This is a genomic window from Zavarzinella sp., assembly GCA_041399155.1.
Classification (GTDB): Bacteria; Planctomycetota; Planctomycetia; order Gemmatales; family Gemmataceae; genus JAWKTI01.
This window is the reverse complement of the sequence record JAWKTI010000001.1, coordinates 19774-45223: the sequence shown is the minus strand read 5'-3', so window position 1 is coordinate 45223 and position 25450 is coordinate 19774. Positions and strand designations below refer to the sequence as shown.

17 protein-coding genes and 1 tRNA gene are annotated in these 25450 nt (G+C 49.5%); 10 read left to right on the top strand and 8 right to left on the bottom strand.

Annotated features, from left to right (window positions below):
- Window positions 1-192: 192 nt before the first annotated feature.
- Both R3B84_00190 and R3B84_00185 read right to left on the bottom strand, forming a co-directional pair.
- On the bottom strand, window positions 193-1347 hold the full coding sequence (locus tag R3B84_00190; protein MEZ6138963.1) for an iron-containing alcohol dehydrogenase: 1155 nt from the start codon (window positions 1345-1347) through the stop codon (window positions 193-195).
- 73 nt (window positions 1348-1420) lie between these two features.
- A tRNA-Arg gene (locus R3B84_00185) sits at window positions 1421-1494 on the bottom strand.
- Window positions 1495-1719: 225 nt separating this feature from the next.
- On the opposite strand from R3B84_00185, the gene R3B84_00180 reads away from it, so the two are divergent.
- The 9 genes from R3B84_00180 to R3B84_00140 all read left to right on the top strand — a co-directional run bounded on the left by R3B84_00180 (window position 1720) and on the right by R3B84_00140 (window position 12315).
- A complete protein-coding gene (locus R3B84_00180; GenBank protein ID MEZ6138962.1) occupies window positions 1720-1950 on the top strand; it encodes an addiction module protein in 231 nt (76 codons plus the stop codon).
- A gap of 219 nt (window positions 1951-2169) precedes the next feature.
- Window positions 2170-3987: a TIGR03960 family B12-binding radical SAM protein gene (locus R3B84_00175; GenBank protein ID MEZ6138961.1), complete on the top strand. Its 1818-nt coding sequence runs from the start codon at window positions 2170-2172 to the stop codon at window positions 3985-3987.
- Window positions 3988-4009: 22 nt separating this feature from the next.
- On the top strand, window positions 4010-5461 hold the full coding sequence (locus R3B84_00170; protein MEZ6138960.1) for a sulfatase: 1452 nt from the start codon (window positions 4010-4012) through the stop codon (window positions 5459-5461).
- A 9-nt stretch (window positions 5462-5470) separates the two neighbouring features.
- A complete protein-coding gene (locus tag R3B84_00165; protein ID MEZ6138959.1) occupies window positions 5471-6862 on the top strand; it encodes a DUF6513 domain-containing protein in 1392 nt (463 codons plus the stop codon).
- A gap of 1 nt (window position 6863) precedes the next feature.
- A complete protein-coding gene (locus tag R3B84_00160; protein MEZ6138958.1) occupies window positions 6864-8141 on the top strand; it encodes a hypothetical protein in 1278 nt (425 codons plus the stop codon).
- 182 nt (window positions 8142-8323) lie between these two features.
- Window positions 8324-9544: a hypothetical protein gene (locus R3B84_00155; GenBank protein MEZ6138957.1), complete on the top strand. Its 1221-nt coding sequence runs from the start codon at window positions 8324-8326 to the stop codon at window positions 9542-9544.
- A gap of 122 nt (window positions 9545-9666) precedes the next feature.
- Window positions 9667-10971 (top strand): hypothetical protein, encoded by a 1305-nt coding sequence (locus tag R3B84_00150; protein MEZ6138956.1) that lies wholly within the window; start codon window positions 9667-9669, stop codon window positions 10969-10971.
- Window positions 10972-11199: 228 nt separating this feature from the next.
- On the top strand, window positions 11200-11637 hold the full coding sequence (locus R3B84_00145; GenBank protein MEZ6138955.1) for a hypothetical protein: 438 nt from the start codon (window positions 11200-11202) through the stop codon (window positions 11635-11637).
- 48 nt (window positions 11638-11685) lie between these two features.
- Window positions 11686-12315, top strand: coding sequence for a hypothetical protein (locus R3B84_00140; GenBank protein MEZ6138954.1), 630 nt, complete (start codon window positions 11686-11688; stop codon window positions 12313-12315).
- Window positions 12316-12810: 495 nt separating this feature from the next.
- Here R3B84_00140 and R3B84_00135 read toward each other — a convergent pair whose 3' ends face one another.
- The 6 genes from R3B84_00135 to R3B84_00110 all read right to left on the bottom strand — a co-directional run bounded on the left by R3B84_00135 (window position 12811) and on the right by R3B84_00110 (window position 22160).
- Window positions 12811-13272, bottom strand: a complete 462-nt coding sequence (locus tag R3B84_00135) for an SMI1/KNR4 family protein (GenBank protein ID MEZ6138953.1) — start codon at window positions 13270-13272, stop codon at window positions 12811-12813.
- Between the two features lie 180 nt (window positions 13273-13452).
- On the bottom strand, window positions 13453-16443 hold the full coding sequence (treY, locus tag R3B84_00130) for a malto-oligosyltrehalose synthase (GenBank protein MEZ6138952.1): 2991 nt from the start codon (window positions 16441-16443) through the stop codon (window positions 13453-13455).
- Between the two features lie 32 nt (window positions 16444-16475).
- Window positions 16476-18350 (bottom strand): malto-oligosyltrehalose trehalohydrolase, encoded by a 1875-nt coding sequence (treZ, locus tag R3B84_00125; protein MEZ6138951.1) that lies wholly within the window; start codon window positions 18348-18350, stop codon window positions 16476-16478.
- Window positions 18351-19223: 873 nt separating this feature from the next.
- Window positions 19224-20159 carry a hypothetical protein gene (locus R3B84_00120; protein ID MEZ6138950.1) on the bottom strand — a complete coding sequence of 312 codons (936 nt, stop codon included), beginning with the start codon at window positions 20157-20159 and terminating at the stop codon, window positions 19224-19226.
- Between the two features lie 12 nt (window positions 20160-20171).
- Window positions 20172-20657: a hypothetical protein gene (locus R3B84_00115; GenBank protein ID MEZ6138949.1), complete on the bottom strand. Its 486-nt coding sequence runs from the start codon at window positions 20655-20657 to the stop codon at window positions 20172-20174.
- Window positions 20658-20723: 66 nt separating this feature from the next.
- Entirely contained in the window at window positions 20724-22160 is a 1437-nt protein-coding gene (locus R3B84_00110; protein ID MEZ6138948.1) for a hypothetical protein, read from the bottom strand.
- A 249-nt stretch (window positions 22161-22409) separates the two neighbouring features.
- On the opposite strand from R3B84_00110, the gene R3B84_00105 reads away from it, so the two are divergent.
- A complete protein-coding gene (locus R3B84_00105; GenBank protein ID MEZ6138947.1) occupies window positions 22410-25346 on the top strand; it encodes a COR domain-containing protein in 2937 nt (978 codons plus the stop codon).
- Window positions 25347-25450: the final 104 nt, after the last annotated feature.

The following is a 25450-nucleotide window of genomic DNA, read 5'->3' as shown; positions in this document are numbered from 1 at the left end:
AACGATCAAACCATGTTTTAACTGTCACTACTGGTGATTTCCAGATACGGTCCTGGAGAGTTTTCTGCAGATTTTTCTCAAAATGTGGGAATAAATTTCAATCTACTGGAATGTAATATTAAGTGAAATTTAATTCACGCTATGAAATGGTTGATAGAAGGATGAGAAAACAATGTGCAATAGTGATACAAGTTAGATCGAAGTCAGCAGGATTTTTTCTACCACCTGGGGGCTGATGTCTTTCCGTTCGCCCAGCTCAATGACACCACGTGCCTGCAGACGTTCTGCCACTTTGGCTGCGGTTTCCTGGCCCAGACCGTACGCACCCAATCGTGTGGGGACACCCATCGATTCAAAGAATCGTCGGGTGCACTCAATTGTGCGGTCAATCCGCTCGTCGGTGGTGCCGGAATCCACATTCCAAACCCGTTCGCCATACTGTAACAGTTTGGCTCGTTTTTCGTTGCGCTTGACGGAAAGCAAACTGGGCAGCACAATTGCCAGCGTGCGGGCGTGGTCGATATCGTGCAACGCGGTCAATTCGTGGCCAATCATGTGCGTCGCCCAGTCCTGGGGCACACCCACACCAATCAGCCCGTTCAGTGCCATGGTTGCTGTCCACATCATATTGGCACGGTGGTCGTAATTCGTGGGTTCTGCCAGTGTTCTCGGGCCCACTTCGATCAGTGTTTGCAGAATACTTTCGGCCATCCGATCCTGCAGGGGTGCATTGGCCGGAAAGGTCAGATATTGTTCCACGGTGTGCACAAACGCATCCACCACGCCATTGCCAATCTGGCGTGCGTCCAGCGTAAATGTGGTTTCGGGATCGAGCACCGAAAAACGCGGGTAAACCAGTGGACTGCTGAAAGCCAGTTTTTCCTGGGTTTCATGTCGACTGACCACCGAAAAGGTATTCATTTCGGAGCCGGTTGCGGGCAGCGTCAGAATGGCACCTAACGGGGTAGCAGCTTCTACTGGCGCAGCCTTGGCAAGAATATCCCAGCAGTCGCCAGTAAAAGGAATGGCAGCCGCAATGAACTTGGTGCCATCCAGCACGGAGCCCCCGCCAACAGCCAGCAGAAAATCTACTTTTTCCTTGCGGGCAAGTTCCACGGCGGGCATTAAAGTTTCGTAACGTGGATTTGGTTCGATCCCACCGTATTCGAAAACGGTAAAACCGTTCAATGCCTGCATCGTCTGATTGTAAACGCCATTTTTCTTGATGCTGCCAAAGCCGTAAGTCACCAAAACGCGGGCGTTGGTGGGGATTTCAGCACCGATATTGGCAATCTGGCCTTTACCGAACAGAATTTTAACTGGGTTGTGAAAACTGAAGTTTTCCATGAAAGTTTCTCCTGGTGATTGCAATTTTTTTGGGGCAATTTGAATGGGTTCTGGTGAGATGCGAGCACTCCGATAGCCCCGGCGTGATTCGAACACGCGACCCGCGGATTAGAAATCCGCTGCTCTATCCAACTGAGCTACGAGGCCAAAGTAATTACCTAAAGACACTATTATTTTAGGATGGTTCGCCTGAAAACAAGCCCACGTTAGGAAAACGTTTCTTTTGGCAAAATGGCACTGGCTTCCGGCCAGTGGGGGCAGATAAATGGAAATAAAAGCGCAGGCAGGTTCAGACAAGTTCTCAGCAGTTTCAGAATGAGCCTTCTGATATAATGAGCTACCAGAATGATTTTCTGAAAATAAGGAGTCGCTGTGTCACCTACTTTGCAATCTTTGGGAATTGACCAGTTGAGCAAGGAGCAACGGATTGAATTGGTACTGGAGATATGGAACAGCATTGCTTCAGAATCCAGCGAATCACTGCTGACACCAAATCAACGTGAAGAACTTCAAAAGCGTGCCGCTGAAGTTGACGCGAACCCAAATGATGTGGTACCCTGGGAACAAATCCAAGTGAATCTGAAAAGCCGATTGAAGGGCTGAAAATTCTGGCAGTTTTCCAATTAATTGGACAGAAAGACAATAACATGAGAAAGCTTCGTCCGAAAGCTCCAGTTGCAGATCTCGAAATCATTCAATAGTTCGTCCCAGAGACATTGCAACTATTTAATCCCTTTGCTGGATTTTTTCTCCTTCCTGCCATCGGTGGGGTGATGTTCCCTAAAATAAACCGATGTTGAACATGAATGACAGGGTGGGTTGATGAATCGTTCGCTACGACAAGAAGTCTTTCGTTTACTGCCACGTGTGAACACTCCCGCACAATATATGGGTGGGGAAGTGAACAGCGTGGTGAAAGACCATTCCCAGGTGCGGGGCAAACTGTGCCTGGCGTTTCCGGATGCCTACACCCTGGGCATGAGCCACCACGGTCTGCAGGTGCTGTATAGCCTTCTGAATGCCGACCCACAATGGGCGTGCGAACGGGTCTTTACGCCCTGGATCGACTGGGAACAGTGCCTGACCGAGCACCACCTGCCGTTGTATTCGCTGGAAACGTTCACCCCATTGAACGAATTCGATCTGGTGGGCTTCAGCTTGCAGTACGAAGTCAGCTATTCCAACATCATTACCATGCTGCACCTGGGGCGGATTCCGATCTGGGCCAAGGAACGCAGCGTGCTCGATCCGCTGATTATTGCCGGTGGGCCAGGAGCCCAGAATCCAGAAACGCTGGCCGATTACGTGGATCTGTTTGTGATTGGCGATGGTGAAGAATCGCTGCCCTATGTAATGGAGAAGTGGGTTTCTTTGAAAGAACAGGCGATCCGCGCGGGCGACCTGAGCTATCGTCGTCGTCTGGAAATGCTGGCCGAAATCGTGGGCACGGTGCCGTGGGCCTATGCACCGGTTTTTTATCAGCCGGAATACCACCAGGATGGCACCATGGCTGCCCTGCACCGCACCCGAAGTGATGTGCCGCAGGAGATTATTGCCTGCACCATCGATCAGGATCTGGATGCCATTCCGCTGCCCACCCGGCCAGTGGTGCCATATATTCAAACGCCCCACGACCGCATTGCCATTGAAATCATGCGGGGCTGCCCCCACCAGTGCCGATTCTGCCAATCCACCGTGATTAAACGCCCACTGAGGCTGCGAAAAGTGGAAACGATTGTGGCGGCTGCATTAGAAAGCTACCGCAATACAGGCACCAACGAAATCTCTCTGTTGAGCCTTTCCAGCAGCGATTACCCCCACTTTGAAGAATTGGTGACGCGAATGCAGGAAGTATTTACCCCGTTGGGAGTGAATGTTTCTTTGCCCAGCCTGCGGATTAACCACCAGTTACGTTCGCTGCCCGGGCTGATCAAAGGAATCCGCAAAGCCGGGCTGACGCTGGCACCGGAAGTGGCCCGCGACGACATGCGGGAGCAGATTCGCAAAAAAATCAAGAATGACGACCTCTACGAAGGTTGTCGGTCGGCATTTGCGAACGGCTGGCAGAAAGTGAAACTGTATTTTCTGGCGGGCCTGCCTGGGGAACGCACCGTCGATCTGGATGGGATCATCGACATGGCAGAAACCATCGCCAAAATTGGCAAGGATGTGCGGAACCGATACGCCGATGTGACTGCTAGCGTTTCTAATTTTGTGCCTAAACCCCACACACCTTATCAGTGGAATGGCATGCAGACCCGCGAATATTTCGACTGGGTGGGGCGGTATATGAAATCGCGGGTGCGATATAAAACCGTGCGGGTCAAGCAGCATGATATCGAAACCAGCATGCTGGAAGGGATTCTCACTCGTGGCGACCGCCGGGTTTCACCGTTAATTTACCAGGCCTGGAAACGTGGGGCCCGCCTGGATGCGTGGTCAGAATGTTTTCGCCCACAGATCTGGTGGGATGCGATGCAGGACCTGGGCCTGAACTTCGATTTTTACGTCCATCGCCAGCGACCAATGACCGAACTGCTGCCGTGGGACCACATTCAGGTGAAAAAAGGCCGGGCCTATCTGGAAAAAGAACAGGATCGCAGTTTGATTCAACTGCAGGTGATGGCAGAAGCACAATAACATGATATCGGTGCATCGTGACATGAAAATATTGACATATTGTTTATTAGCAATTGTTTTTCTATCCCCCACCGTGCGTGGTGCGGAACAGAAGAAAAACGTCCTCTTCATTGTTGCCGACGATCTGCGTGTGGAACTGGGGTGCTACGGTTCCACTGCCCATTCTCCCAATATCGATGCACTCGCCAAACAAGGGTTGTTGTTCCAGCACGCCTATTGCCAGCAGGCGGTGTGCAATCCATCCCGCTCTTCATTTCTCACTGGCAAACGACCAGACACGCTTCGCCACTGGGTCAACGGCACCCACTTTCGGGTGAAAAATCCCAATGTGGTTACCATGCCAGAGTGGTTCAAAAAGCAGGGCTATACCACCCGCAACGTGGGGAAGATTTTTCATAACTGGCACACCGAAGTGAAGGGTGACCGCCAGTCCTGGAGTGCGGACGAATTTCTGCACTATGCCAACCATGGTAAAGACGTTCCGGCCCCGAAGTTGCTGCTGGATCAGCAGAATCAGGCCACATCCCGCCATTGTTTCCGCTATGACGTGCCAGACGATGCCTATTACGATGGTCAGGTGGCCAATGAAGCGTTGAAAGTTCTCTCAGAAATTAAAAATCAGCCATTTTTTCTGGCAGTGGGTTTTTGGAAGCCGCACGCACCCTTTAATGCACCCGCGAAATACTGGAAAAACAATCCCGTGGGTGGCATTCCAAGGTTGAACCCTGCACGCCCGAAAAATTCTGTGGAGTGGGCTTTTCATGATAGTCGGGAGCTGATGAGCATCCCACCGAAGCAGTTTACCTTCACGCAGGACGATGTGCGGGCAATGCGTCAGGGTTATTTCGCCAATATTGAATACATGGATGCCCAGCTGGGACGGGTAATTCGGGAACTGGATCGACTGAAACTGCGGGATTCCACCATTATTGTCTTTGTTAGCGATCATGGTTACCAGTTGGGCGAACATGGGCTGTGGGCGAAAACTTCCTGCTTCGAACTGGATGCCCGCGTGCCACTGCTGATCGTCGATCCCAGCGGGCAGGGGAAAGGGAAGCAGACCCAAGCGTTGGCGGAATTGATTGACCTGTTTCCTACCCTGGTTGAAATGTGTGGCTTGCCGGCACGCAACGACCTGGATGGGAAGTCGCTGGTGCATTTGCTGCAACAACCCGAAAAGCCCCACCGTTCAGGTGCGTTGACGCAACACCCGCGGCCTGCATATTATGATCGCACGGAAAAAGGCATTCCCGATGCCATGGGTTACAGCATTCGCACGGCGGATGTGCGTTACACTGAATGGCGCGACTGGGAAACGGGCAAAATTCTCGGTCGCGAATTGTACGAACATCGCACCGACCCTGGGGAATTAAACAATACCGTCGACAACCCAGGTGCACCGGAACATCTGGCCACAGCCATCAAGGAATTGCACCTGTTGGTGCCCACATCGGTTCCACCTGCCAAAAGGTAATTGCCCGCGATGCACCGCACGCTCTTTGTTACAGGGAAATTAGCAGAGCAGTCGTTGCGTACCACGTTGGCAGAACTGCAAAAGCAGCAACAATCGTTTGAATATCACATTGAGGTGCTACCCATTACAGTGGCAGCACTGATGACCACGGATTGGATCGGCAAGAAATTAAAATCCACTCATGGATGTGCGGAAATTATCATCCCCGGACTTTGTCGTGGGGAGTTAGCTGCCATTCCCACGCCACCTGGGGTAAACGTGCGACGTGGGCCAAAAGATTTACGCGAAATCCCCACTTTTTTTGGTTCTCAGGCAAAAAAAATTGCCATCGATGGCAGCCACTCCATCGAAATTCTGGCCGAAATCAACCACGCACCCGACCTGGGTGTGGCGGAAATCGTGCGAATTGCGGAACATTACCGCACATCGGGTGCAGATATCATCGATCTGGGCTGCAATCCACAGTCCACATGGCATGAGATTCGTATAGTTGTACAAGAGTTATGTTCGCGTGACATGCAGGTTTCAGTCGATAGTTTCAATCCCACAGAAGTGGAACTCGCCCTGCAGGGTGGGGCTAAATTGGTGCTCAGTGTCAACCAGAGCAACTGCCACCTGGCGCAAGCCTGGCACGACCAGTACGGTGCCGAAGTGGTTGCGATTCCGGATCAGCCCAGCGATCTGGATAGTTTGCGACGCACCGCTGAATTTTTAGATCAGGCAGGAATTTCGCACCGCCTCGACCCGATTCTGGAGCCGATCGGTTTTGGATTTGCCGCATCCCTGGGGCGTTATCTGCAAATCAGGCAGGAATTCCCCCACGCACCGATGATGATGGGCGTGGGCAATCTCACCGAATTGACCGATGTCGATTCCGCAGGGATCAATGTCTTGCTGGCCGGATTCTGTCAGGAACAGCAGATCCAGAGCGTCCTGCTGACGGAAGTGATCAACTGGTGCCGCAGTGCCGTTGCCGAATTTCATGTGGCACGTCAACTCGTGCACCAGGCCCACGTACACCACACGATACCCAAAAATATTACTGGTGACCTCGTGATGCTGCGCGACCCACGCTTATTCCCACCGTCGGCAGAGGAGATCAAACAGTTGGCCGAACGTCTGACCGACCGTAATTACCGAATCTTCCTGGAAAATAATGAGATAATTATCATGAATCGCCACGTTTTTTTGCGTGGCACCGATCCGTTTGCGATTTTTCGCGATTTAATGGCAATAGAAGGCCCCCACATCGACCAGGAGCATGCCTTCTACCTGGGTTATGAATTCGCCAAAGCGGTTACGGCACAGACACTTGGGAAAAATTACTACCAGGACCAGGCACTCCGCTGGGGCCTGCTGACTGTCGAAGAACCCAGCCATTACGTACCACGGGAGGGGTGATATGCTTGGAAAGCACTTGTGTGTTTTGATCGTAGGTGTTTTCATTGAACCAAACCTGAATGGGCAATCGAGCATTACTACGTTGCCTGACAACTATCGGCAGGAGTTTATCAAAAAGATCAGCAGCGAACATATTAGCAGTCCACGATTTGCTGAAGATAATCCCGGGGCGGATCAATTGCTATTATCAGTTGCACCCGAATCCAACAATCAGTTAGAGTTGGTCACGCAGGTAATCGCCATGCGGCAAACGCGGATCAAATCGCTGGAATCGTTCATTTCTGCCTGGATTTCAGATAATCAGTTTGATCTGGTAAATGAGATCGCTGCCATAACAAATGATAAAAGACTGCAGTTCGAGATTGCCAATCAGGTAACTCAACAGATGCATTCCTTTAACAACACAATCACTGCATACAACAAAAAAAATAAGCTTGATTTTCAGCATCGGTTTAATGATCATTTGCTCACAAGGCACTCGTTGCAGAAGATTCAAGACAGCAACCGCTTGAAGCAGTTTCTATTTCCCGATGAACTAAATCTTCATTTGAGAAGGACTGCATTTTTAGTGTCCAATCCACTGACACACCAAACTAAAGGCGGCTATGGGAATGGATTGTATTTTCTTGCTACTTACATAGATATGCCACGAAGAGATTATCCTAGTGCTGGTTCTGCAATTGTTATGCAGAATTATCACACTATATTATTCAACTTAAGTGACTCAATATTAATTATTGATGGCGACTTAACGATCACTAAAGGAAATTCTCATGGCAATGTGATTATTTGCAATGGGAACATCTCCTTTCCTCAATTTACTCCATCAAAGTCTTTCATATATGCGAACGGCGATGGCGACATTAACCTGAATGAAGAACGTGCTGGGAATGATAGTGTAGTTCTATTGGCTGGTAAAAGTAAGCTTGAAGGGAAAGAACATTTTCTGAAAAATCGAGTGTTTTACAAAGATAATGTTAAAGCCAATCCCCTAGGCGTGCGGTTTTTTGAACTGTCCGAGGTGGGGCTGAAGGTGGCGGTGAAGGATGAAAAAGTAACTATCGCGGAACTGTCCAAAGATAGTTTTCTTGCCAAAGCATTTCGGACCGGGGATGTGATTCGGAAGATCAATGGCCTGAAGATGACTTCCGAACACGATGTCCGCAGGCAGATGCGTTCCACTGTAGTGTGGGACGCGGGTATCTTTGAAGTCGAACGCGACGGAAAGGCTCAGCACTACCTTGTCAAACCGAACTTCTTTCCGTTGGATAAGAAGTAACAGCGGTTTCAAATGGCTGAAGTTAAAGCAGTTGCCCAGACACTTAGGAAAAATACCACCAGGACCATGCTCTCCGTTGGGGGTGATGACCGTCGATGAACTCAGCCACTCCGTGCCACGTGAGGAATGATACAATTACTAGACTTCTTTTGATATTTGCCTTGGTAATCTCATGTGACTTAGTGCTTCATGCACAAGAAGTCACACTGGTTTCGGTACCTACAGCAGACTGGCTGAAAAAAGAACTTAAGTTTCAAGACAATAAGTACACCTATAATATTACCACTGAAAACACTTCCAAACTGCAACTACTTTTAAATAAAGACAGATTTTTACCTATTTCATTATATAATACTCTCGCAGAATCAAGAAACGCACGAATCAAGGAAGTGCTGCCATTCTGTGAATTCTGGGCCAAAGAACTGAAAGTAGATTTACTAACTGAGCTTGCCACGTTTGCCAGCAAAGATTCTGATCGAGTGTTGATTGCAAAGCATACGATCAATGTGATTCATGACATTCGCAAACGTCAGGAAAAATATATGCCAGCATCCAAAGCAGGCAGATTTACAAATTTGTTTTCAACCAATACGACAGTAGAGCAACTATACAAGAACGATCGTCTCGATACATTTTTTGCACATGATTATGTGCGATCTCCATCTGGCAAACACATCAAGATTTTTTCATTACCTTGCGATCTGCTTAAAGCAAACATGTTTGCCGGATCTGTCATATTTTCAAATCCGCAACATGTTATCACTCCTTTTTCACTGCATAGTTCTGTGGTTGTTGCCAATAACAATTTTATCTTAATCCAAGCAATAGACACAATTACAATTGTAGATGGCGATTTAGATTTAGGAATTGCTGCGCACCCGAAATCTACCATAAATTCGACTCTGATTGTGAATGGTTCAATCACAAGCATCGTCGGACCACCGGTCAGCACCTTCGCATTTGCTACCGGAGATTACAAGATTCGGCTTTCTGATTCAGTCTTTAATCAACTGCACGATACTGTCCTTTTAGCAAAAGGCACTTCATTACAAACTTCCGTAGAAGACTTTCGTGCTGCAGGAATCATCTGCAAAGAGAATCTATTGGACAATCCCCTAGGAGTGAAGTTTTTTGAACTTTCCGAGGTGGGGCTGAAGGTGGCGGTGAAGGATGAAAAAGTAACTATCGCGGAACTGTCCAAAGATAGTTTTCTTGCCAAAGCATTTCGGACCGGGGATGTGATTCGGAAGATCAATGGCCTGAAGATGACTTCCGAACACGATGTCCGCAGGCAGATGCGTTCCACTGTAGTGTGGGACGCGGGTATCTTTGAAGTCGAACGCGACGGAAAGACTCAGCACTACCTTGTCAAACCGAACTTCTTTCCGTTGGACAAGAAGTAACAGCGGTTTCCAATTGTTCGTTACTAAAGCAGGTACTGCGCAGATACTTGGGTAATCACCTTCTTGATTAGGTGCGAAGGGCATGATCCACTTGCAATCGTAAATGATTTGAGATAGCCAGTATGGCTGGACAACTGATGAAATATTTTGCTATAATTCTGTTTGAAATCCTTTTTGTACTTGTAGGAAATTCGCAAGAAGTACAACTGTATTCCAGTAATGATCTGAATCAATTGCTATTTAAATTGCAAACATCTGATAACTTATGCCAATTTACAGCAAAAAAATTGAAAACAGAGCCATGGTTGTCTCCATATTTGCTAAATTACTGTGAAAATGCCAAATTGCCAGAGTTTTCAGTCGTACAGTTTCGGCATGAAATCAGTAGAAGCAGAACCAATCGAATCAAACAGCTATCATCGAATGTCAGAAATTGGCAACAAGATTTGCGCATCGATTTACTTGCGGAATACTATAGCAATTGTCTGGATGTCAAATCGCTAAATGAAATGGGATTAGTGTTTGAACAAATCGATAAAGTGCTACTTGCAAGAAAATCAAAATATCTCAATAAAAAACGAATTGACCCAGGCGACAAACTGGGTCCGTACATGAGTAATAGGCATGAAGAGTTTGCCAGTGACAAAGCAATTCTATTTGGAAAAATTAAAGAGCTGAACTCCAAAAACTTCTTATCGTTAAAACTGTCTACATCCAATTATGGTTTTTTTTCATATCCAAATCTATGTCAAGCAGTTTTTTTGAACAATCACCACATGCGCAACATCACGGAGTTTAATATTGTTTCACGTTCGATATTATATTCTTCAGAGCCAATAGTTTTGATTGGTGGCTACCGTTCGCTAATTATTTGTGATGGCGATTGTATCTTTTCTTCGACTCGCGGTAGTCACAGTTTATGTAATTTACTTATTATAACGAATGGTGATTTTGATAGCAATATCGGTATGCCAAGTGATTCGTTTGTATATGCATCGGGCAAGATTTCGTTCGGCAAGTCAGACAACAACTCTTTTCATTCACGTAGCACTTTCCTTTCTAAAACGAAGTTCGATCCATCCATCAATAATTTTACCTACAATCAAGATCAGTCAAAAGAGAATATTTCTGTAAACCCCCTGGGTGTGCGGTTTTTTGAACTGTCCGAGGTGGGGCTAAAGGTGGCGGTGAAGGATGAAAAAGTAACTATCGCGGAACTGTCCAAAGAGAGCTTTCTTGCCAAAGCATTTCGGACCGGGGATGTGATTCGGAAGATCAATGGCCTGAAGATGACTTCCGAACACGATGTCCGCAGGCAGATGCGTTCCACTGTAGTGTGGGACGCGGGCATCTTTGAAGTCGAACGCGACGGAAAGGCTCAGCACTACCTTGTCAAACCGAACTTCTTTCCGTTGGATAAGAAGTAACAGCGGTTTCAAATGGCTGAAGTTAAAGCAGTTGCCCAGACACTTAGGAAAAATACCACCAGGACCATGCTCTCCGCTGGGGCCTGATGACCGTCGATGAACTCAGCCACTCCGTGCCATGGGAGGAACGATACAATTACGTGTGCTCGAAGTGTTGAATTTGCTTTCCATTGCACAGATGATTTCGAACTGTTATGATGCTGAAACTGAAGTTTTGTGAGACCAACAATGTACCTGTTCAGCCTGATTGTTGCCAGCACCTTCTTGCCAGGCGCCCCACCAGAAAAGAAAGCAACACCTGCCCCACCGTTTATAGGAGAGTGGGTAGTGAAGGATGCTTTTTTGGGCAAACAAAAGTTTCCTGATGGACTGAAAATGACTTACATCATCGGAAAAGATTCTATCGTGATTTTAACTGAAGCTAATGGAAAATCCGATGTAGAGACTTTTCCCTATAAATTTAACACTCAAAAGACACCTTGGGAACTTGATTTTACAGTAAAATACACCGACGCTGGCTTTCATACTTTTCTGGGAATTGTAGAAATTAAAGACAATGAAATGAAATTGTGCTACAATCACCCCTTGGCTGAGAAGCAAGTGAGGCCAAAAACTTTTAACACAGAAAACGGCAACACACTCATCATCATGAAACGAATCAAGTAAACTGTTTTCAAGTTCATACACTCATTTATTTTTAGAAGTGTCACATCAGTGTTCGAGCGATTTCTTTTAGAAGATCGAATTGCAGTGCTTGCCAGTTCAACTGGTATCGGCATCTATGATTTTGATTTTCGGGCTTTTTTTCGTTGTCGCGGGCTGTGGGAGGCCACAGAACAACCATTTATTGCTCGAATTGGCGCGTTCGAGAATTACGATACGTGGTACCATTCACAGGTTGAGGAGGGTTGGATACCACTGCACACTCCTCAAGAGCATCGCCTGTGTTCCCAGCTTCAGGAGTGGTATCCCCTGATCTCCAACTTAACACCTCGAAGCCGTGTGTATCATTGCAAACCCACGCCAGAACAGATTGAAGAAGAATTTGGCTGGCCAGTTTTTGTCAAAGGAGTGCGTCAAACAAGTCGTCACCAGCGACGATTATCGATTATCCGATCTGCCAAAGATTTTTCCGAGGCCATGGAGCAATATGAAGCAGACCCCATCCTGCAGTGGCAGCCCATTGTGGTTAGAGAATACATCCCACTTCGAGTGGTAGAAGATGTGGTGCCAGATCGTATTCCAAGTTCTTTCGAATTCAGGACCTTCTGGTCGTTATTGGTGGCAAGGGCGAACGTACGACTGGTCGCCCGAAGAACGCAACACAGCCTTAAATCTGACTGAAATAGTCGCTGAACGCATCAATGTACCTTTTCTGGTAGTTGATCTGGCAATGACTACAGCCAACTCATGGATCGTGATTGAATGTAACGATGGCCAGGAAAGTGGCTATGCAGGTATTTCTCCACTTGCACTCTGGTCAAACATTCTTCAAAAATAATCTGTGTTCGGTGATTGCCTTACCAGTCATCTATTCAATTGGGCAACGCCACAGGACTTGGAAGCACCCGTAATTGCTTCAAGCTATTAATCTCTTCACGAAAACGTGCCATGCCGGGCACAAGAATGGTGAGGCGGTTTAACAACGGTTCAGTTCGTTCACCCAGGGCTGATAGAATCGACCCCTACAGGGTCGAAAATCAATGGGTCCGCGATTGAGCAGTGCCGCGGAATAGATACGAAGCGATTCCTGCTCCAATCGCATATTCAGACCGCCTGTGGCAGCCACCTATAATAAATGCTCAATCGCGGACCTTTGAAGCAAACTGCAGACCAGTTTCACAATTCGTCGCGATCAATGAGGGCCTCCAACTCGTCTGGCCTGTAAACAAACTGCCCACGAAGCAATTTCTTTGTAAAGTCCGAGAAGTAAGTATTGATGTCTAAGGCGACCACGCGAGCCTCTTCTGGATTCTCATGCCACCACTCACGCAAGTAATGGTCAGGGATTGCCGGATCGAAGCTCTTGACGTAGAAGAGGTCTCCGCCACCGGACCGGAAAATGGGGATCATACCCGTCTCGCCGATTAACTCAATTTCCCTCTCTATTTCCGAAAGTGGAAGCATCTTTATGCAGCCAAATATGCCGTCCGAGGCATCCGCCTCACCATCGTGTATCAGGTAGAGTTGCCGTACCTCTGGTGGAATCTTTAATCCCGTTTGCCTCTCGAACGACGCGAGAGATTGCTCCGTCGCTGCTGGATTCAGCATCGCGACCAGCGGCGGGGCGTTCAATCGCATCCAATCTTCGATCTGTGTGAAGGGTGTTTGCATGTAACCTTGGTCGCAGGAGAACCTGGATTTCAGTATAATCCGACTTAATCAAAAACCGGAAGCACAAGATAGTGTGAAGCAACGACACTCTGTTAACAATACAACTCCAGTGCCAAGAAAAAGAGCTGGCGCTGCAGCTTTGCAGATTTATTCACTCCCATACAGTCCCACGGGTAGGTGGTGTAGTAAGTCGCCGACGGCAATCATCGAATCGGTGGCACGTACCTGCCAATCCTTGCTCAGTTTACTTTGCCAGCAAACATCGTTCAGTGGTGCGGGCAGCACCACGTGGGTATCGCCCCAGACGTATTTCCCCAGTGGCAGGTTGTTGATTGCACCCAGTTGATTACACAAACGCGGTGCGACGACCAGACACTGTGCGGACTCGGTCACGCGGGCAAAAGCCACCAGGTTATCGGCAAAACGCCCACGTACTTCCAGTGGCAGGTAGTCACCATGTAGAAACAGGTTTCGGTGCGTCCGTCGATAATTCAACCCTGCGGTAGTCAGCCACATTTTTAATAATCCATCGTACCAGTTCTGCAGCATTCCCCCACAGCTTTCGATCGTGGGCAAAATGAGGTTGCCTTCCGCATCAACCAGTTCTGTCAGCATCTGTTGTCGCATGGAATAATCGACGGGCCGGCGATTATCCGGATCGACCATGCTCAGATCCCACAATTCAGTGCCCTGGTAGAAATCTGGCACACCTGGGGAGGTTAATTTCAGCACCACCGTGCTCAGGGAGTTCAGCATCCCAAAGTGGGCAAACTGGTGTTGTTCCTGCAGAAATTCTGCCAGAAACTTGTGGCTTTTCAGTCCAGTCAGCATCCCGGTGACAAATTTTTCCAACGCTTCCTGATATTCCACATTCGGCGTCAGCCAACTGGTAAACACCTTGGCTTCTTTCGTGGCTTTGTTGAGATACTCTTTTAATCGGTCGACAATTTCTGAACTCACTACGTGGTGCAGAGTATCGTGTGGCTCTGCCGGCCAGATTGCAATCAGCATCTGGTAAAAAAGGTACTCTTCGTTGCGGTCAGGTGCCTGTAGTCCATGCACTTCGGATCGGTGTCGCCTGGCATATCGCTGCCAGCGGGCCAGCAGCATTTCCCAGAGATTCGGGATGGTCGAAATCACGCTGATGCGTGCCCGGGCATCTTCCCCACGTTTTGTATCGTGGGTGGCTGTGGCCAACATCGCCTGCGGCCACTGTGCGGCCCGATGGCGATTTGCTTCATGGAACTGGGCAATGGTGCCCCCAAATCGTTGTGGGTCGCCACCTACTTCGTTCAGCGATACGAGCACGTTGTAACGGTAAAAGGCGGTGTCTTCCAGGCCTTTTGCCTGCACTGGGCCAGTATACTGCTGAAACTGCATGCTGAAGTGCAGTCGTTTGCGATAGTCTTCTGGATCGATCACCACGGTGGGATCGGGCAGCAGCACCGATCGAATAAATTCGAAAACTGAATCTTCCATTGCGGGGTTACGCACCTTCGCCCGCGAAATCGCCTGATCGATCGTGCGGCGATCTTCTTCCGTAAACCCTGTCCCATTCACATAGGTGCGGTAAACCGGAAAGCATGCCACCAGTTCCCGCAAGGCTTCCCGAATACTTTCCAGAGTATAATCGCGTGTTTTTCTATCTGCCTCCGAAATTCGGTTCAGTGCGTGGGCCAGCACGTTCAATTCGCTGGACATTGCCGTTTCAGTGATCAGTTTTTTGGAATGGTAAATCACTTCCGGTAATGACTCGTGGCGGCCTGTATATTTCTGAAAAATCCGTTTCATTTTGCGGGTGTGCGTGCTGTCCACAAACAGGCGATTGACATCGTTGAGAAAATCGTAACCACTGGTACCACGCACCGGCCAGGAAATGGGCAGATGTTCGGAACCAGAGAGGATTTTTTCTGCCACCACATAGAAAGTGCGTTCTTCTGTCGGATGTTCCAGCAGGTATTGCTGATATGCCGGCAGAAATTCCTCCCACGTGGCATTTGGATCTTCTTTGCGTACCAATTGAAAAACAATATGGGCCTGCAATTGTTGCAGATAGCCCAGGGGATCAAACAACCCATCGAGATGGTCGAGGCGAAAGCCCGTGAGATGACCTTTCCCCACTAAATCGAGTAACAGTGCGTGGGTTCCTGCAAACACCTGTGGGTCTTCCATCCGCAGACCAGCAAGCGTGTTAATATCAAAGAATCGCCGATAATTAATTTCGTGAAAGGCGGTTTTCCAGTAGGCCAGTCGGTAAGGCTGCTCTTCCAGAATTTCGTGCAGTGTATCAAAACTATCAGGTTGGGTGGGATCGCCATTGATCTGTTGAATGTTATCCAGCACGTGCTGTCGGATGGTGGCATTGCTTTCCAGCAGTCTTTTCAGGCGATCTTTCGCCACCACCTTTTCGCGTTGGCGAAGCTGGATTCGATCTGCGTCTGTCTCCAGATAGCCGGGCAGATTTTCCAGGCTTGTAATAATGCTGAAAAATTCCTGCAGGTCACGTGGTTCCAGTTCTGCCTGGGCTTCCAGGTGCTGGATATTCCTTTTCAGAACGTGGGGGTACGTTTTGGGATCAAGCGGGCGGTGAATGTTGAAATACCGCAGAACCAGTTCCCCAGTTTCGGCAAGAAATTCCAGTTGTAATTCCCCACGCTCCAGGACGTTGCCGTAAGCATCGCCCAGAAAAGGCAACAGGATTTTGCCACGCAACTCCCGCTTTACCGGTCGCCAGTCTACATCAAAATAAATGGCACTGGGTGCGGAAGGCCCATCTTCCAGCATGCCACGCCACCAGGGATTGTGCACCGATTCGACAGCCATGTGGTTAGGAACAATATCCAGAATAGCAGCCATCCCCACTCGATCCAGTTCTGTCATCAGGTGCTGAAAATCGTCTTCGCTGCCCAATTCAGGATTCAACGAAGAATAGTCGCACGTATCGTAACCGTGGGTGCTGCCCGGTGCTGCTTTCAAAAAAGGCGAACAATATAAGTGCGTAATTCCCAGACGGTGCAGGTAAGGCACCAATTCTGCCGCCTGTGCAAAGCCGAACTCGGGCCGCAACTGAATCCGATATGTAGATACCGGTTGATAACGTGGATGTTGAAAGTGGGCAAATGCGGCTGCAATATTCATGAAACTCCCTCAATTGTTCTGGGCTGGTTGTACTATTCCGCTTTGCAGCGAAGAACGATGGCCCCAGGTCGCTGAAAACGCACGGTCAGGTGTGTGTCGTCCTGGTGCCACTCAGGTGGCTGTGGCGACATCAGATAGTTGGGCGATTCCGTCGACCATTGCATAGCAAATTCGGCAAACTTCTGATGAAACAGTGACTTCGGAATTGTTGCCTGGCAATGCGGGATTGATCTGTCCAGATGGAATAATGCCAGATACTGCGATGTTTTTCCAGAAATCAACAGCACCACGCACTGATCGATCAATTCGATGAATCGTTCAGTCCCACGTGGGGCAATTTCGGTGCTTCGAAACTGCAGAAGATCCTGATACAGTTTCAGCATGCCAGCGTGGGGCATCGATCTGGTTTCATCCCACTGCAACTTGCTGGCCAGAAAGGTCGATTCTGCCTGAGGATCGGGAATTGTTTCCCGTTTTTCCGGATCGCGGAATGCCGTAAACGCGCCGAATTCACGTCGACGACCCGCGGTGACTTGATGTCCCAACTCATCGTGGTGGGCAGTAAAGTACAAAAATGGGGTACTGGCTGCCCACTCCTGGCCCTGGAATAACATCGGCACCTGTGGGCAACAAAGCAGTAACGCTGTTGCAGCGGCATACGCTGGCAAATCAATCTCGTGGTGCAGTCGTTCGCCGAAAGCACGATTCCCCACCTGATCGTGGTTCTGGATGCAATACACAAAACTGTGGTGCGGCAGGCCCACGGGGGTGGTGCCGCGATTCTCTTCATATGATGGGGCAAACTGTCCCTGATAAAACCAGCCATCTCGAATTGTTTTTACCAGATCGGGCAGCGTGCCTGTGAAATCGGCGTAGTAACCTTCGTGGTCGCCAGCCAGTAACCGCCGCACCTGATGGTGGAAATCGTCTGTCCAGATGCTGTCGAGACCATCACCACCTTCGGAAGCGGGCAGCACCAACCTTCGATCGTTCCGTGGGTCTTCCGCAATCACAATGCGAGCACGTTTCGGCTGGCATTCATGTGTGATCCTGGCAATTTCCGCCAGCAAGTGGGGCTGTGTATCATCGATAATCGCATGGGTAGCATCCAGCCGAAAACCATCCACGTGATACACTTCCAGCCAGAAGCGAACATTATCCAGAAAAAATTGCCGCACGGGTAATGCAGCAGGATCGTCAAAGTTCAGGCTGTCACCCCACGGGTTCTGGTGGCGTCTGGTGAAATAACGGTCCGAAAACACACCCGTGTAGTTTCCATCTGGCCCCAGGTGGTTATAAACCACATCGAGAATGACTGCGATACCACGCTGGTGTGCGGCATTGATGAGCGATTTCAATTCATTCGGACTGCCATAGCACCGTGCCGGTGCGTAAAGTTTCACACCATCGTAACCCCAGCCACGGTCACCGGGAAAATCACCCACGGGCATCAGTTCTACCACGTTGATGTGAAGGGACTGCAGATAGTCCAGGTGTTCCACAATCGCTTGAAAGGTACCCTTGGGGCTGAAAGTGCCGGTGTGCAGTTCGTAAATAACGGCATCTTCAGGTGAAACCCCCTGCCAGTCGTGGTCGGTCCATTCAAAGCGATGATCAACCACGACGCTGGGGTGGTGCACCCCTTCGGGCTGAAAGTGGGAAGCAGGATCGGGAAACGGCCCATCCCCATCAACGCGATACCAGTAGCGGCTTCCCGCAGGCAGGTGGGATATTTCCCCCACGTGATGTCCAGTGGGGGTTTTGCTCAGCACCATTGTCTGCCAGGTGCCACCCACCGGTTCGTAAAGCAGTTCCACGCACTTCCGTTGTGGAGCCCAGATACAAAAACGCGTACTTTCCGGGCGATACCACGCACCCTGCACCAGGTTCTGTTCAGTCGTATTCAAAAAATGATTCACCATAAATATTGTTACTATTGATCATTTGAAATTGCATATATCGCACCATTAACTGAAAGGATCACTAAGTCACCTCAATTGACGGTCTTACTGATGCACTAATTTACACAGTCACATCATATATATCCTTTTGGCCTGTGCCAACGAACACCTTTTTGGGCAAAAATGGCAAAATGGTGGAAAAAAGCGGACTTTGGCGAATAGTTGATATGTCAACGATTTCAATTTGTGCAAACAGTGTACAAATGGGACCGCTCGGATTCGAACCGAGAACCAAGGGATTATGCTTACCACTACGACTTTCGCCGCCTCTTTCGAGTTTGTGGTCTGGACCATACCTTCACCACACATCGTGTGGGTCTGCCGTCTGGCCTCTACACCTTCTGCTGTTTCCAGCAGCTTGGCTCGGGATTAGCATGGTAAATTACCGAAGCCTTCCCCGAGTTTGACAGATTCTACCACAATCATGTGGCAACCCACGTAAACATCCCATCCATTGCTGCTTAGGGATGTTCGCCGAAGTCCCCTGCTCTGACCGTTGAGCTACGGTCCCATATTCTTTACAAATACAAACCTGGGTGCCATTTCGCAACCCTTGAGTCTGGAGAGTGCAGCCCCGATCTGGGTTCGCACAATTTGTATTCGAAGGCTTCTCACGTGCGAGATGCACGTGAGAAGAAGAGGCTTGTCGCAGCAGGGGCTTCCCACCCATGTCGGTTACCCATGTGCGAGACGCACATGTTACGAAGAGGCTTGTCGTGGCGTGGGCATCCCACCCATGTCGGTTTTCCACGTGCGAGACGCACGTGTTACTAAGAGGGTCCCGCCCATGTCCGCTTCAAATGCAATTATGAAGAGATTTTAATCCTGAAAACTGGCACCCGTGCGGCGAGTACGACTGGCTGGCTGGGCACGTCGCAGGTCCACTGCTTTTACGCCCAGATCGGGCATTTCGAATTGTGTGCGGCTGACGGGCACATTCACCTGCATCCGGCCCAGATCCAGTGAAATGGATGTTTCCTGGTTCGGCCAGCTTAATTCCATTTCCTGTGGGCAGAGCAGCACCTTGTCGCGGCTGCCATCCCGACTGCGGACGGGAAATTCCTTGACGCGGGTGATTTTTGCCTGACTGATGATCCGATTCGATGCATCATACATTGTCCGCGTTGGGATCTGTGGCTGCCCACCAGTGGCATTGCCCAGGTAGAACGTCGTTACTTTGCGAACTTTCTGCCCACGGTAAGTGGTTTCTTCGATCAGATCGATCGTATCTTTCCGCTGTTCTGTGCGAAAATCCCCATTGGGATTCGGTGCCAACATCCCAAACGATTCCAGAATCCAGTCGGGATCAATCGGCACGGGCAGTGGCAGTTCCAGCCCACGTTCAAAGTCGGCGTAGCTGCAATAAAAGATCGAATTACTGCCATCCTTGGGAAAATGGAACCAGAAACGTTCCGAATTCGACCCAATGTAGGCCATCGGCCCCAGAATCGGCTTGCGGGCAACAAGATTCAGGTTTCTGGGCTTCTGGGCCACCAGGGTGCCTTCAATGCTGCCACTGTTCCCCTGCAGATTGCCCGTAATGCTGAGATCCCGCGTATCGATTGTTTCAAAGACACTTGCTTGATCGTTCAAATATTTGACCAATTCCTGTGCCGTGGGGATTTCTTTATTACTGGGCACGGGTGGGGGTGCTTTCCCACGCTCCCGCAACGGATCAAAGAGGTTACAGCCTGCCGCCAGCAATAATATGCAGAACACAGGCAAGATAGGGAGTATTGCGCGATGAGTTTGCATATGATTGATCACCTATTCCCATTCCAGGATCTGAAAAATCTCTTCCTGGACTGCTTCAATATCCTCATCGGTCATCTGAGGATCAAGGACTTCGTGTACCTGGTTGGTTTTTAGATTTCTCACCAAAAGAAAATCTTTACCATCCCTACGAAAAGAATCATCGAGTCGAAGTATCTTCCGCCGCACCAGCAGCAAAGTCACTACAAACCGAAAGTTTAATCGACGATCTTCGGTAGCTTTCTCCAGATGTTGGAAACATTCCAACAATAAATTATCGTTGATGGTCAACTTTTTTGGTTTTTGGCCATTGGGAACAGTGCTTTGCCACCACGCAATTGCCCCAGGTGGGGGTGTTTCCCACGCAGAGCGGGCAAAATCCTTCCGCACAAACTTCCCATGTTCCTCAAATAACGCACTGTAACATTTGTCGCCAGGATGTAATTCCTGACCTGTCAGGGTGCATTGGCGTGCCGGTCCGTGAATCTCGTAGGTAAGCATCGGTGACGACTCCATCGTTTCCGAGTGGCGTCACCTGTCCGTACTGCACTTTCAGGATTCGCCAGCTTACTTATTCTGCGCAGTTTTTGAAGCTTGCTCAATGGAAGAAAGCAGTTGTTGCACTGTTTTGCTGCCCCAGCCGGGGATGATCTGCTCTACTTTGTGGTTTTCGCCGATTAGCACGAAAACAGGAGTCGAAGTAAGCCCGTGCGTCTGGTAAGTTGTGCTGCCATCGTAAATAGGACAATCCGATTTTTCTTCCGCCAGCAACTTCAGCACCTGTTCCTTGGTGCCAATCGCCAGTGGGATCACCTTGACATCTTTTTGATCATTCAACCGTTTGATTAAGGTCAGCACCCCACTTGCGGAGCTCGCGTGGGGCTGAAAATAGACCACCAGGGTGCGTTGCCCACGATAGTCGGCCAGTTTTTCGCGTCCGATGTGGTTGATTCCTGTCAGTGGCACATCCGGTGGTGCCGCACCAACAACAAGTTGCTGATTGGGCGTGGGTGCGTCTGCCGATGGTGGAATATGACCCTTGGCGGCCGATTCGGCCCGTTTCCGCACCGCAACAATCGCTTCGCGATAGGGCAGCACGTCACTTTCGAAGTGGGTGCGAGTGTAGCCATCAATTCGGCGAACCAGCGATTCGAACGGGGCAAATCCCCCACGTCCACCTTCGGCGAGGTGCCGATCGAGCATCGCAGTGAAGGCAGCAGCAAAGACGCACTCTGTTTTTCGTTCGGTATAAAAGCGACCTGGGTAGACCAGGGAGTTTTTCTGTTCCATTTCCAGTGTGGCACGAAACGTAATCGCATCAGTGCGAGCTTCCCGCCGTTCAAAAACTCGAGTCCAGCGGGAAGAAAATCCCTGTGCTGGCAGCACCGCGTGGGTTTCCGAAATCGACCATTCCGGCTTGTAAACCTGGGCGTTCTGGAATCCTTCGGTTTGCTGGTCCATCGTAATCTGCAGGCCGGGCAACGCACGTATCGATGCCAGATCGGTCACACGCCACTTTTTGGTGGGTCTGCCGGGTTCTTTGGTTTCCCACGCAGAGGCGAATTTCACCACATCGACCGGCAGTGGGAAAAACATCCCACCTTCATAAATGGGCAGCCCATCCAGTGGCACACTGGGCCAGGGTGCCTTTTCCTGTTCTTTGGCATCAGGATCAGCGGGAGATGGGATTCGACTAAGGACACCTTTGGGCGAAATGTGCCCCAGATCCAGCCTGACCACACTGGCTCCTGGGCGTTGAGAGCGGTCGGCTTCCATTTCAATGCGATTCATGATGGCAACGGTGGCACCCTGCTCATCCACATTAATGACGAAAACCCGCGTATCGACCTGATATTTCCGCACGGTGCGTACGGATGGGAGCAAACCGGCTTCGGTAAAGGTCCCCACCCAGCGGATTTCGAGTCCTTTTTCGAGCACAGGCTTGGTAATTTCTGGAGGGGTGGCCCCCAGAACCAGGCTGGTCAACATTATCAGGTGCATCATCTGTTTCCTATCCAGGTCATCCTGCCACCACGGGACCGTTTCACTAATTTTTGCGAAATACCCGAACCACGCAGCATTGCAAGGGCAGTTTTTGGTAACTGGTGGCACGGAAAAAGAGGTGAATAATGAGAAATATTTCATTAAAGCAAGCCCCCAGCCCCGGATACAGCAGCTTGTTTCAAGTGAATCAGGTTAACAACTTCGTAAAATGCACATGTTCTTGGTCACAATTGGAAAAGGTACTTCAGCATGACCAGTGATGAAGCCCAGAATGAAGCGATCCGCAGAATACGCCACTGCCAGGAAACAGGCCAAATCTGGCTCGACCTCGGCGACTTACAGATGGATGAACTGCCCGCAGAACTGGGAAATTGCAACCATTTGCAGTTTCTCGCACTCGGTAATAAGAAACTAATTGTTCAGGAGCAAGGGATCACTTTTGGATATGAATTGGAGAGGACGCACCAGGAGTTCATCGAAATCGGGGTGTTGAAAGGTCTCACACAACTCCGCACGCTCGACCTGTCCTGGTGCATATATCTGGAGAACGTCGATGTCTTGCAGGAGTTGACGCAACTCACCACCCTCCACCTGTCTGGGTGCGAAAATCTGGAGAACGTCGATGGTTTGCAGGGGCTGACGAAACTCACCAACCTCAAACTGTACAATTGCCATGATCTGGAGAACTTCGATGGATTGCAGGGCTTGAGGCAGCTGAATGACCTCAACCTGGCCTGGTGCAAAAATCTGGAGAACGTCGATGTCTTGCAGGGGCTGACGCAACTCACCACCCTCTACCTGACCGGGTGCAAAAATCTTGAGAACGTCGATGGCTTGCAGGGGTTGAAGCAACTCACCACCCTCAACCTGTTCGCGTGCGAAAATCTGGAGAACGTCGATGTCTTGCAGGGGCTAACGAAACTCACCACCCTCCACCTGTCCTTCTGCTTTCGTGTTCAAGCATTCAAACCTGTCATCAGTATACTCGATTATTTGAAAGAACTGAAGGTTTACAACACACGGTTTCAGGATTTGCACCCTGCAGTTTGTGGCTCAGATTACTACGAAAATTCGATTGCTAATGTACAACAGTATTACGCGGCCCTGGGTCCAGATGCCCAACCCGATGCCGAAATCAAGGTATATATCCTCGGCAATGGCCGGGCAGGGAAAAGCTATCTTCTACGTCGGATACTGGGGGAAAGCTTCGAGGATATCAACAGAGCGAATATTCAGACGACGCATGGTGTGCAGATCGCAACGTTTGATACTCCGCAAGATTGGAGCCTGCCACATCCGGTCAAATTATGCTTCTGGGATTTTGGCGGGCAGGATATTTACCATGGTACACATGCGCTCTTCCTCCGAGAACCAGCCATCTATTTGCTACTGACCTGCCGGGCAACTGAGAACACAGACGAGCTTTCCGATAACGGTTTCGTGATCAAAAATCGACGATTGGAGTATTGGTTCGATTATTTGCGGCAAGAAGCAGGCCACGATGGCACAGTGAATAGCCCAGTTCTTCTGATTGAGAGCCAATGCGACAAATACGGTGAACATGGGGAACCCGATTCGCGACCGACGCAAGACGAGTTTCCACACTTATCGCCCATCATTCATACCAATGCGAAAGATGATGATGGGCTCGATCTCTTGCTGCCCCGTTTGAAGCGAGCCATCAAGGATCTTCTCCATGCCCACCCGCAACCCCCGTTGCCGACCAGTTGGGCCAATGTTCGGCAAGTCATCCGGGATATGCAACGATCCCACATTCCCCGAACGCTGACCCAGGAAGAGTTTGCGGAATTGTGCGAGAAACATCAAGTCGTACCCGAACATATGGGCACCCTTCGAGAAGCCTTGCACCTGATGGGTGCGGTATTTTACCGCCAAGGCCTATTCGGCGACCGCATTATTGTCGATCAGGGCTGGGTGCTCGAAAATATTTATGATCTTTGCAAGCGTGACGAATTATTCCAGAAGCAACTCCGACGGCAAAACGGTCGCTTCGCCCGCAGCGACCTGGAACGGTTCGTCTGGCAGGAAAAGATGCACAGCATCGAGGACCAAAAACTGTTCCTCAGTTTCATGGTCGAATGTGGCATCTGTTTCGTAGCAAGCGGCGATGCTGATGAAGACACAGCGGAGTATATCGCACCCGATCTTCTGTCGACAGACCACACCGGGTTGAAGAACTGGATTCGTCTGGCAGAACGCGATGCCATCGGTGTGTCCGTTGCCTATGGCTTATTACACGATGGCATCATCCGCAACTTCCTCAGCCGCATCGGAGCTTTAGCCAGGGATATTGCTGACTACTGGAAGTATGGCTGCCATCTTTACGATGCCAAATCCGAAAGCGATGTGCTGATCCGCACAGAAGAAAACAGCATCCGCCTGCAAGCCTGGGGAGAGCGACCGAAGCAATTACTTGTCGAGTTGTTGAAGGAACTGGCACGCGTACCTGGGGGACAACCACCATCAGTAATCTGGGATGAAAATAAAGAATCACCAACAATTCTGGAGCCTTCAGAGAAAGAAAATGAAAAAGCTGCAATCTACATTAATCCCAGTTTAGGCCCGAAAAGCGTCTTTTTTTCGTATCGCCATCCCAACAGTGCAGTAGCAAATTCAGAACGTGGCCGTCAGTTATTGATTGAGCTTGAAGCAATTTTAACGGCGGAAGGCTGGCAAGTTCGATTTGATATCCGTGACATTGAACAGGGCGATTCGATCTCCAGATTTATGACTGAGGTTAGGGCATGTACCTTTTTCGTGCCGATCTTCTGCGAGCGTTATCTTGCATCACGTTACACTCTCAGCGAATTGTTTACCTTCCGTGAAAAGTTTGCTCACGATAGCAAGGCCTTCGCCGACAGAACGATGACGGTTGTCTTCCCGGAGAGCGGCATTCAAGATGACATAGAGCAAGCAAAGTATGTTTTGAAATGCACAACGATGTTCGATGAATACTTCGAGATGGCTGGGAAAAAAGCACTCGCGCCCCAAACATATACCGAAGTTGTATATCTGAATAGTTGGGCAGGGCGCCTCAGCGAAATCCTGGCATCACTGAGCGATCGTTTGAATAACCCCACTGCAGAGGATGTTGCAAAGCGGTTAAATCGTGTTTTCGCCGAACAGTATCCCGATTACCAAGATCGAAAGCGGTTTCATTCTTGAAGTAAATTCCCCCATTGATTCGGAATAGGTGCTCATTTACGCAATCTAAACCAAAATCAGATTGAAAATCGGTGTTTACAGATTTGGTGAGTTATGTTAAGCTG